This window comes from uncultured Sphingomonas sp., assembly GCF_964237155.1.
GTDB lineage: Bacteria > Pseudomonadota > Alphaproteobacteria > Sphingomonadales > Sphingomonadaceae > Sphingomonas.
Window position 1 is genome coordinate 1 of record NZ_CAXSHH010000091.1, and the last position, 8101, is coordinate 8101.

An 8101-nucleotide genomic window follows, 5' to 3' on the forward strand; every position below is an offset into this window, starting at 1 on the left:
CCGTGTTCAGCCGACCGGATCACGCGTCGTCGTTCGAGCTGATCGAACTCGCGCCGGGTGTTTCGACATCCGACATCGCCGCGAGGACAACCGCGTATTTCCAGATGAACGGACATGTCGGTCTTGCCTGACAGAGTGCGCGCAAGCGCGGCGCCAGCTAATCGATCTCATGAGTTCGCCAGATTCGGCGCCGACTCACGCTGCATAGGCGCGCATGAAAGCGGCAATCCCCTCCGCGGTCGCCTTGTCGGAGATCGTCGCCGCCCCGTACAGGGCCTCTTCCAGCACACCCGCCTCGATCAGCCCCTTGAAGTGACGGGCGACCTGCTCGGGAGGTGCTTCGCGCAACTTACCTCGTTCCACCATGTCCGCAAAGAAGTTGCTCAGCTTTGACAGCGCGCGGCCGGGACCTTGATCAAACAGGTGCGGGCCGAGCGAGGAGCCAGCGCCCTCGTGGATCGCCGTTCGAGTGATCCTGAGAACCTCATCGCTCTGGATGAAGCCGCGATAAGCTGCGGCGAATTTGCAAAGCATGGCCCCGACGTCCTTCGCCTTGGGATCGAGCAGGTCCATGATCTGATCCCCGGGACCTTCGCTCGCGGTCTTCATCGTGGTTTCGAACAAGTCCTCCTTCGACTTGAAGTAGCCGTAGAGCGTGCCCTTCGAGCCACCGAGCCGACGAGAGATCATCGCCATGCTCGATCGCTCGAAACCATGTTCGCGGAAGACCCCGAGCGCGACCTCGATGATCGCCTGGCGTCGGTCCTCGGTCCTGACTCGCAACGTATTCTCCCAATGCAGGTGGACAGGCCTGTACGGTTTTACACTGATTCCGACAACCGACGTGCAGGCTGAAACCGTACGGCGCGGTTGATCAACGGACGCCGGCACTCCCCGGATGGAAGAAGGCGCGATGTGTCATAATCGGTCTCGGACCCGCATGTACGGTTTTTGCTTGACTAGGCGCGGATCACTCCTTTAGCACACCATACAGTACGGTTAAAAATGACCTGGATCACCGGGCAGATAATCGGAGAGGAATGTATGCGCGCTGCTTTGATGATTGGAGTCGCCTGGGGTGCAATCGCGCTCGTGTCTTCGCCGAGCTATGGTCAGCAGACCACGTCGCCTGATCCTTCCACGACCAGCCCGTCGACCGAGCCGAAGGTCGACTCTGCGGCGGCCGACACGGCCCAGGAAGTGCCTGCCAGCGGCCTCGGGGACATCATCGTCACGGCGCAGCGCCGGGAGGAGAACCTGCAACGCGCTGCCGTACCCGTCGATGTCATATCGCCATCGGCCCTGCTGAGGAGTGGCATCAGCAATCCAACCGCGCTTGGCTCGCTCGTGCCATCGTTGAGCGTCACCCCGGCGGGGGGTGGTCGTCCAAACATCTTCCTGCGCGGCGTCGGCAACTTCACGGCCAATCCGCTTTTCGACTCCTCGATCGCCTTCAACTACGACAATGTCTATCTGGGACGCCCCGGTTCGACATCCGGATTTTTTTACGATCTCGAACGGATCGAGGTTCTGAAAGGCCCGCAGGGCACCCTCTATGGCCGCAACGCCACGGGCGGCGCCATCAACGTGATCCCGGTGCGCCCGAAAGCGGGTAAACTGTCCGGCTACCTGACCGCCAGCTACGGCAATTACGACTCGGTCACGGCCGAGGGCGCGATCAACCTGCCGCTTGGGCCGAATGGCGCTTTGCGCGTCTCGGGGAGCGTCATCGACCATGACGGCTATCTTTCGGACGGCACCAGCGATGAGAAGACGCGCGCGTTCCGCGTGCAGCTCCTGGGCGAGCTAACGCCCGATCTCACCGTTCGCGTGAGCGGCGATTACGAGAGTCTCGGCGGCCGTGGCGTGGGCGCCTATTATGTCAGCGCGTACCGCTTCAATCCGGCGGCAGGGCAATATGTCGTGACGCCGAGCGGATTGGGGCCGAATGTCGGGCTGTTCGATCCCAAGGCCCAGGCATTCCGGCGCACCCTGTTCGGCGGCCCTGCGGGCCGAACACTGACGGACCTTCAGGACCTCAGCTATGTCGACAACGAGTATTTCGGGGTCAATGCCGAGATCGCCTATCAGACCAGGTTCGGTACGCTCACGGTCATTCCCGCCTTGCGCTCCGATACACAGGACAACACCAACAACACTCAGGGATTTCTGGCGAACGTCTTCCAGAAGGATGAGCAGTTCAGCACCGAGGCACGGTTCGCGGGCGATCGGGTCGGACCAATCGACTACACGCTCGGCGCGCTGTATTTTTGGGAACGGAACAAGGCGCGCTTCGCGGTCGGCCAGCAGGCTCTCGCGAACTTTCAGGACAATCTCCAGAAGACGGAGTCGAAAGCGGTCTTCGCAAGGCTGACCGCGCACCTGACTGACGCGTTCCGGCTGGTCGGTGGCGTGCGCTACACGCATGACAGCAAGGATTTCAGCGGCACCGCCGATGGCTTCACCGTGGTCTGCGCCGCGCCGGCGTGCCCGACCGCGCCTCTGCTGCCGCAAGTATCCTTTCCCTCTCAATTCGGGCTGCCGCTCCCGGCATTCGGTGCCGTCGTTCCGCTGATCGGAACGGGAGCCATTCTCGCACGTGGTCCGTTGATCGCGGTGAACAACACGCAGACCATGGACAGGATCACCTATCGCGGCGCGATCGAGGTCGACGTCGCGTTGCAATCGCTGCTGTACGCCAGTGTGGAGACCGGTTTTCGGTCCGGCGGCCAACAGCCGGTACGTGGTTTCGAGCAATACCAGCCGGAATACATCACCGCCTGGACCGCCGGCAGCAAGAATCGCTTCTTCGACAATCGACTGCAGCTGAACGTCGAGGCGTTTCTGTGGAAGTACCGGAACCAGCAGCTCGCCTCGATCGGCGTGGATAGCACCGGACGCCAGAACTTCTTCGTCCGCAATATCGGTCGGTCGACCAATTACGGAGCGGAGGCGGAAGCGAGGCTGCTCGCCACGCCCACGACCATCCTCAACGCGCAGGTCCAGTATCTGCATACCAATTACGATCGGTTCACCTACGTCGTCCCGACCGGAAACGCGCCTCCCTTCACCGGCTGCGCCGCGGCGATCTCGCCGACGGCGCCGACGACGCGGATCGTCGACTGCTCCGGCCGACCGGCGTTCAACTCACCGAAATGGACGGTCAATCTCGGGGTCGATCAGACGTTCGAGATCGGCGACTACAAGCTGGTCGCCACGGCGAACACGCAATATCGGTCAAGCCGTTATGTCGGCTTCGATTTCGTGGCCGATCAGCTGGTCGGCTCGACCTGGCAGAGCGACGCCCAGCTGACGTTCGCGCCCGCGGACGATCGCTGGTCGGTGGCCGGCTTCGTGCGCAATATCGAGAATGACCGCTTCCTCCTCAATGCCAACACGCTCGCGGTCGGCAGCGCCGTGGTGGCCCTGCCCAACGTTCCGCGCACCTATGGCGTGCGCGGATCCGTGAAGTTCTGAAGGCGATGACCGCCGCCCCGCTCCCGCTTTGTCCCTGCCGTCGGAGCGTCGTCCCGACGTTCGGCGGTAAGAGCGCGCCGATGATCCGGCGGGCCGCGGTAGAGGTGAACGGTCGACCGGCCTCATGGCGCACCATTCCTTCCTCGGGCGAGCGGATCCAGACGCGGTGCTGGCGCGTAGGGAGGAGGCCAGGCCACGCCGCCTCTTGCCGGCGGCACCACCATGGGCCGCATGGATTTCAAGCAGCGTGACAGGAGAGAAGACCATGCCCGGGCACACGTACAAAGTGGTGGAGATCGTCGGCTCGTCCGAGATTTCGATCGAGGACGCCATCCAGGGCGCGGTCGGCAAGGCCGCCGAGACGGTGCGCAATCTCGACTGGTTCGAGGTGGTCGAGACCCGGGGACACATCGTCGACGGGAAAGTGCAACATTTCCAGGTGACACTGAAGGTCGGGTTCACGCTCGAATAGCAGGCTCTTGTCCATCAGCAGCTAGGTCGAATTTTTCATGAAATTTCTCCGCTACGATATCGACGGAACCGCCCGGATCGGTGCGCTGAAGGGTACGGGCGTGATCGATCTGATCGCCGCCGGAAGCCGCTGGACCACCATTCAAGCCATCGCCGGGGCTGGGCCGCAGGCCCTGGACGAATTGCGTGAGCAAGTCGATCGGGCGGAGCCGGCCCATGAACTAGCCGAGGTGAGGCTGCTCGCTCCGATCGAGCGGCCCGGCAAGTATCTGGCGATCGGCATGAACTACGCCAAGCATCTGGAGGAGGCCGACAAGCTGGGCGTCGCGCGCGCCAAGCACCAGACCTGGTTCAACAAGCAGACGACCTGCATCGCCGGCCCGTATGACGACATCGATCCCGGCGTGACCGAGAAGCTGGATTATGAGGTCGAGCTGGGGGCGGTCATCGGCGAGCCCGCCAAGCGGGTCGTGGAAGCCGAAGCCAAGAACCACATCTTCGGCTATTTCGTCGCCAACGACGTCTCCGCCCGCGACTGGCAGTTCCACACGCCCACATTCACGATGGGCAAATCCTTCGACACGCACGGGCCGATCGGTCCCTGGATCGTCACGGCCGACGAGGTCGGCGACCCGCACGATCTAAGCTTGCGGGCCTGGGTCAACGGCGAGCTTCGGCAACAGAACAACACGGGCAACATGATCCATAGTCTGTGGGCGCAGATCGCCTATCTATCTCAGGCGTTCACCCTCGAGACCGGCGACCTGATCGCGACCGGTACGCCGGAGGGCGTCGGCGTCGGCATGGAACCACAAACCTTCCTTCAGCCGGGCGACGTCGTCCGGTGCGAAATCGACGGCATCGGCGCGATCGAGAACCGCGTCGTCGCCACCAGCTAGGAGTATAGACCGATGGCCGTTCTGAGCGCGATGTCCCTCACGCTGGAGGTTCCCGACCTCGATGTGGGCATTAAATTCTACACCGATGCGGGCCTGGTCGCGACCGTGGAAGGCGAGGTGGCCCATCTACGCTGCGAGGGGCAGGACCGGGACTCGGTGCTGCTCCTCGGCGGCTTCCCGCAGAAGCGGCTGCACCATATCTCGTTGCGCGCGGACGATCTCGACGGGATCGCGGCGGCGGTGCCCGCGGCGGGCGGCACGCTGGTCGCGGCGCCGGAGGGTTTCGAGGACAACGGCCTGTGGGTCGAGGACCCGAACGGCATGCTGATCCATTTGAGCGAGCATCCAAGCGACCCCGAACTCACGGCGGCCGAAACGCCGTTCGCGATCAACGCGCCGGGCCATGTCGTGCGCTCCCGCCGCTCGGCGATGCTGCCGCAGCGTCAATATCCGCCGGCAAAGCCGCTCCGGCTCGGCCACATCCTGGTCTTCAGCCCGGACGTGATGGGGAGCGTCGAGTTCTTCACCACGGCATTGGGGATGGGGCTGGCCGACCACGCCCAGGACGTGATCGCCTTTACCTGCGCCACGAAGAACAGCGATCACCATGTCGTCGCCTTCGCCAAGTCGCCGGGCGTCGGCTTTCACCATGTGAGCTTCCAGGTCCACGACCCCGACGAGGTCGGTCGCGGCGGCCGTGCGCTGCTCGCCAAGTCGCAGCGCGGCGACTGGGGTTTCGGCCGGCACACCATAGGGTCCAACTTCTTCCACTATATCCAGGATCCTTGGGGCTCGTGGTTCGAGTATTTTTCCGACATGGACCATATCGACGATCATTCGCTCTGGACGCCGACGAATTACGGCATGGAAGACAGCCTGGCTTCCTGGGGTCCCGAAGTGCCGAAAGACTTCGTCCACAACTACGAGGTGGATCGCGAAGGCTCGTTCGCGCGCGCCTGAGCGAATTATTCTCAAATCGATCAGGACCGACAGAGAATGAAGATGCTGGACGAGGCCACGCTGGCGGCGCTGTTCACCGATGCGCGTTCGCAGAACGGGTGGCTTCCCGATCCGGTGAGCGACGAGGAACTGCGCGCCGCTTACGATATCGCGAAATGGGGGCCCACTTCCATGAACACGCAGCCGATGCGGCTCGTGTTCCTTCGCTCGGAGGAGGGGAGGGAGCGGCTGAAGCCGGCACTGGCGCCGACCAACATCGACAAGGTCATGACCGCGCCCGTGGTGGCGATCATCGCTTTTGATGCGGAGTTTTTCACCCTGCTGCCCCGGGTGTTTCCGCATAATCCTAATGCAGCGTCTTATTTCACCGGCAATCCCGCCGTCATTCAGCCAACCGCGTTCCGTAACGGCTCGATGCAGGCGGCCTACTACATGCTGGCGTTGCGGGCGGTGGGCCTCGACGTCGGCCCCATGTCGGGGTTCGATCCAGGCAAGGTCGATGCCGAGTTCTTCGCCGACTCGAGCTGGCGGACCAATCTGGTCTGCGGGATCGGCCACGGGGATCCGAACAAGGTGTTCGGTCGCTCGCCTCGGCTTGAGTTCGGCGAGGTGGCACGGATCATCTGAGAGGGAAAGCGAACTGGCGCGTCGATGGCAGTCAAGCAGGCCATGCGGCTGCCCCGTGATGGCGTCGTCTTCAAACGCCGCTATCCCGATCACTTCGAGCGTAAGCCTATCGGCGCGGGCGGTGCGCAGACGCGATATGTTGCACTGCAGCAGCGGCGTGACATCCGTGTTGCGTCTCGCCTCCTCGCCCGCCGGCTCAAGACCTTGCGCGGTCCTTCACCCTAAAAGGTTATCTGCAAAGCATGCGCCGATGACCCGGACAGGCCTATATCGAACCCGCACCATCAATCGCCGGGACCAAACATCTGCGCTCGGCTTGCTCCAGGGAGCCGGCGTGCGGCTCCGGAACTTCTATTTGTCCGGCGAACCACGCCTCACGTATCAGCGCATCGCCGCGGCCATCGGTCGGCATAGGGTGACGGGGCACGGTTCGGGGAGCGCGGCCGGCCCGATATCTACTGCCGGACGAGACGCGAAACGATCAATCCCGCAACAAGCGAGCCCGACGGGAACCGATGATCACACCCATCCGTCGGTACGCGGTCCATCCCGGTCGCACACGCCGACCGGCTCGGCGCTGGTCGATTGCCTATCGGGTTAGTAGGCGTAAACGAAGGTGAGGCGCATGGGCCCGACAAGCTCCTCATGGAGCGCCGGACCGTATCGCTCCGCTCTATCGGAGAACGCATCGTGGCGGGCTTCATGTCGCACGAGGCGCTTCGGCCTACCGTCCTGACCGTGCCCGGGCTCGGCGGTTCCGGCCCGACGCACTGGCAAAGCCTATGGGAGCGCGACCGCGACGACACGGTGCGGGCGGAGTTAGGCACGTGGGACCGGCCGCACCGCAATAGCTGGGTCACAAAGCTGGACCGTGCGATCGCGGGAGCACGTGCCCCGGTCATTCTGGCGGCTCATAGCCTTGGATGCCTGACGGTGGCGTGGTGGGCGCAACTGTCACCGCAGTCTTATGGTTGGCCGGTCGCGGGCGCGCTGTTGGTTGCGCCCGCCGACGTGGATCGGCCCGGCGTACCGGAGGAACTGTCGACCTTTGCGCCCAGTCCCAGGGTGATCCTGCCGTTCCCCTGCATCGTGGTCGCGAGCAGCAACGATCCCTGGACGACGCCGGAGCGGGCGCATAGCTACGCGGCCGGATGGGGTGGACACTTTATCGAGATCGGCCCTGCCGGCCATATCAACGCGGCGAGCGGGATCGGTCACTGGCCGGACGGTCTGGCGCTGCTCGAACGTGTGATCGCGGCGTCCAGCGATTGGTCGGGAAGGACGAGGACACCCAGCGATGCGCGTGCGGCGCTGGCCACGGCGACCGAGGTGACCGCTCGTTCATCGTGGTGAGCGGCCATGCCCGTCAGGACGGCGCGTCGCCGGCGATCGTGACCCGCTCCATCCGGCGCCTGGCGGGCCAGTAGTCGGCGACCGGATAGTGCTGCGTGGAGCGATTGTCCCAGATCGCGACCGCGTTCGGCGTCCAGCGGAAGCGGACATGGTATTCGGGCGTCTTGAACCGGTCGAGCAGATGGCGGAGCAACTCCGCGCCTTCCGCCTCATCCATGTCGTCGATCCGGGACGTGAAGCTCGCATTGACGAACAACACCCTGTAGCGCGACGATCTGGATGAGAAGCGAGCGGCGATCAGGATGAGAGCTGAT

General features: G+C 63.8%; 8 protein-coding genes and 1 pseudogene. 7 read left to right on the forward strand and 2 right to left on the reverse strand.

All coding sequences use genetic code 11. From position 1 onward, the window contains the following. Positions 1-195: 195 nt before the first annotated feature. Positions 196-891 carry a TetR/AcrR family transcriptional regulator gene (locus ACFE71_RS13785; protein ID WP_375429349.1) on the reverse strand — a complete coding sequence of 232 codons (696 nt, stop codon included), beginning with the start codon at positions 889-891 and terminating at the stop codon, positions 196-198. Between the two features lie 114 nt (positions 892-1005). Here ACFE71_RS13785 and ACFE71_RS13790 point away from each other — a divergent pair, with 114 nt between their 5' ends. The 7 genes and pseudogenes from ACFE71_RS13790 to ACFE71_RS13820 all read left to right on the forward strand — a co-directional run bounded on the left by ACFE71_RS13790 (position 1006) and on the right by ACFE71_RS13820 (position 7787). After that, on the forward strand, positions 1006-3477 hold the full coding sequence (locus ACFE71_RS13790; protein WP_375429350.1) for a TonB-dependent receptor: 2472 nt from the start codon (positions 1006-1008) through the stop codon (positions 3475-3477). Positions 3478-3742: 265 nt separating this feature from the next. Further along, complete coding sequence (locus tag ACFE71_RS13795) at positions 3743-3949, forward strand: dodecin (RefSeq protein ID WP_375402258.1); 207 nt, start codon at positions 3743-3745, stop codon at positions 3947-3949. A gap of 37 nt (positions 3950-3986) precedes the next feature. Continuing rightward, a complete protein-coding gene (locus ACFE71_RS13800) occupies positions 3987-4847 on the forward strand; it encodes a fumarylacetoacetate hydrolase family protein (protein WP_375429351.1) in 861 nt (286 codons plus the stop codon). A 12-nt stretch (positions 4848-4859) separates the two neighbouring features. Beyond that, positions 4860-5807, forward strand: coding sequence for a VOC family protein (locus ACFE71_RS13805; protein ID WP_375429352.1), 948 nt, complete (start codon positions 4860-4862; stop codon positions 5805-5807). A gap of 36 nt (positions 5808-5843) precedes the next feature. Continuing rightward, positions 5844-6434: a malonic semialdehyde reductase gene (locus tag ACFE71_RS13810; RefSeq protein ID WP_375429353.1), complete on the forward strand. Its 591-nt coding sequence runs from the start codon at positions 5844-5846 to the stop codon at positions 6432-6434. Positions 6435-6620: 186 nt separating this feature from the next. Next, positions 6621-6740 (forward strand): annotated as a pseudogene (locus ACFE71_RS13815) (IS481 family transposase); the annotation flags it as partial. A gap of 396 nt (positions 6741-7136) precedes the next feature. Then, entirely contained in the window at positions 7137-7787 is a 651-nt protein-coding gene (locus tag ACFE71_RS13820) for an RBBP9/YdeN family alpha/beta hydrolase (protein WP_375429355.1), read from the forward strand. Positions 7788-7800: 13 nt separating this feature from the next. Here ACFE71_RS13820 and ACFE71_RS13825 read toward each other — a convergent pair. After that, positions 7801-8101: TauD/TfdA dioxygenase family protein (locus tag ACFE71_RS13825; protein WP_375429354.1), on the reverse strand; the 301-nt coding region annotated here is incomplete at its 5' end.